This is a genomic window from Nocardia farcinica (assembly GCF_029867845.1).
GTDB classification, from domain to species: domain Bacteria; phylum Actinomycetota; class Actinomycetes; order Mycobacteriales; family Mycobacteriaceae; genus Nocardia; species Nocardia farcinica_A.
Map to the genome: position 1 here is coordinate 1 of NZ_JARWRU010000322.1, position 2,120 is coordinate 2,120.

A 2,120-nucleotide genomic window follows, 5' to 3' on the forward strand; every position below is an offset into this window, starting at 1 on the left:
TGTCGGCCTCCCCCCCCCGCCCCGCGCCGTGTCGGCGGCCCCCACCCGGCCCGGTCACCCCCCCCGACCCGCACCCCGCCCCCCCCCGCAACGGCGGGCGCCCGCCCCACCTGATGGTGGACCGGCCTCCGGGGTGAAAACCGTTGCCGTGCGGCTGGATCAGAAGTCCATGCCGCCCATGCCACCGGTCGGGTCGCCGGCGGGAGCGGCGGCCTTCTCCGGCTTGTCGGCCACGACGGCCTCGGTGGTCAGGAACAGGGCCGCGATGGAGGCCGCGTTCTGCAGAGCCGAGCGGGTGACCTTGACCGGGTCGGCGACGCCGGCGGCCAGCAGGTCCTCGTACTCGCCCGAGTCGGCGTTCAGGCCGCTGCCCGCGGGCAGGTTGGCGACCTTCTCCGCCACCACGCCGGGCTCGAGGCCGGCGTTGAAGGCGATCTGCTTCAGCGGGGCCGACAGCGCGACGCGCACGATGTTGGCGCCGGTCGCCTCGTCGCCGGTGAGCTTCAGCTCGTCCAGCGCCGGAGCGGCCTGCAGCAGGGCCACGCCACCACCGGCGACGATGCCCTCCTCGACGGCGGCCTTGGCGTTGCGCACGGCATCCTCGATGCGGTGCTTGCGCTCCTTGAGCTCGACCTCGGTGGCCGCGCCCGCCTTGATGACCGCGACGCCACCGGCCAGCTTGGCCAGGCGCTCCTGCAGCTTCTCACGGTCGTAGTCCGAGTCGGAGTTCTCGATCTCGGCGCGGATCTGCTGCACGCGGCCCTTGATGGCCTCGGCGTCGCCCGCACCCTCGACGATGGTGGTCTCGTCCTTGGTGACGACGACCTTGCGGGCCTGGCCGAGCAGCTCGATGCCCGCGGTCTCCAGGGAGAGGCCGACCTCTTCGCTGATGACCTCGCCACCGGTCAGGATGGCGATGTCGGCCAGCTGCGCCTTGCGGCGGTCGCCGAAGCCGGGAGCCTTGACGGCCACGGACTTGAAGGTGCCGCGGATCTTGTTGACGACCAGGGTCGACAGGGCCTCGCCCTCGACGTCCTCGGCGACGATCAGCAGCGGCTTGCCGGCCTGGATGACCTTCTCCAGCAGCGGCAGCAGATCCTTGACGGTGGAGACCTTCGAGCCGACGAGCAGGATGTAGGGATCCTCGAGGACCGCTTCCTGACGCTCGGGGTCGGTCACGAAGTAACCGGAGATGTAGCCCTTGTCGAAGCGCATGCCCTCGGTCAGCTCCAGCTGGAGGCCGAAGGTGTTGCTCTCCTCGACGGTGATGACGCCTTCCTTGCCGACCTTGTCCATGGCCTCGGCGATCAGCTCACCGATGGACGCGTCGCCGGCCGAGATGCCCGCGGTGGCGGCGATCTGCTCCTTGGTCTCGACCTCCTTGGCGGTGTCGAGCAGCTTGGCGGTGACGGCCTCGACGGCCTTCTCGATGCCGCGCTTGAGACCCAGCGGGTTCGCGCCGGCCGCGACGTTGCGCAGACCCTCGCGCACCAGCGCCTGAGCCAGGACGGTGGCGGTGGTGGTGCCGTCGCCCGCGACGTCGTCGGTCTTCTTGGCGACTTCCTTGACCAGCTCGGCGCCGATCTTCTCGTACGGATCCTCGAGCTCGATCTCCTTGGCGATGGAAACGCCGTCGTTGGTGATCGTGGGGGCGCCCCACTTCTTCTCGAGAACGACGTTGCGACCCTTGGGGCCCAGCGTCACCTTCACAGCGTCGGCCAGGGCGTTCAGGCCCCGCTCGAGGCCGCGGCGAGCCTCTTCGTCATACGCAATTGTCTTGGCCATGGCGTTGTTGAGATCCTCCATGTGTATGGCTGACACACGAGACGACCGCCGGTTGGGCCGCCCCATTTACGCTGGCCAGGTTCGGTGCCCGCGACGGACGACCGAGGGTGTCGATGAAACCCGGTCTCACCGTCCCGACCTGGCACTCACACGTGGAGAGTGCCAAAGCCATTTCTAGCACTCGCCGGGTGAGAGTGCAAGGCGTCTACAGGCCGTCGTCGATGCGCAACAGCAGCGCGACGAAGGCGTCGGTGCGCCGCTCCTCCGGGGTGCGCGGCTCCTCGTTGCCGACGGTGACCAGCTCCGCGTCGCCGAGCAACAACTCGGCTTCCACC

1 protein-coding gene is annotated in these 2,120 nt (G+C 69.4%); it reads right to left on the reverse strand.

Translation table 11 applies throughout. The features are described 5' to 3' along the window. Positions 1-159: 159 nt before the first annotated feature. A complete protein-coding gene (gene groL, locus QH283_RS06925) occupies positions 160-1,785 on the reverse strand; it encodes a chaperonin GroEL (RefSeq protein ID WP_280502184.1) in 1,626 nt (541 codons plus the stop codon). Positions 1,786-2,120 lie beyond the last annotated feature (335 nt).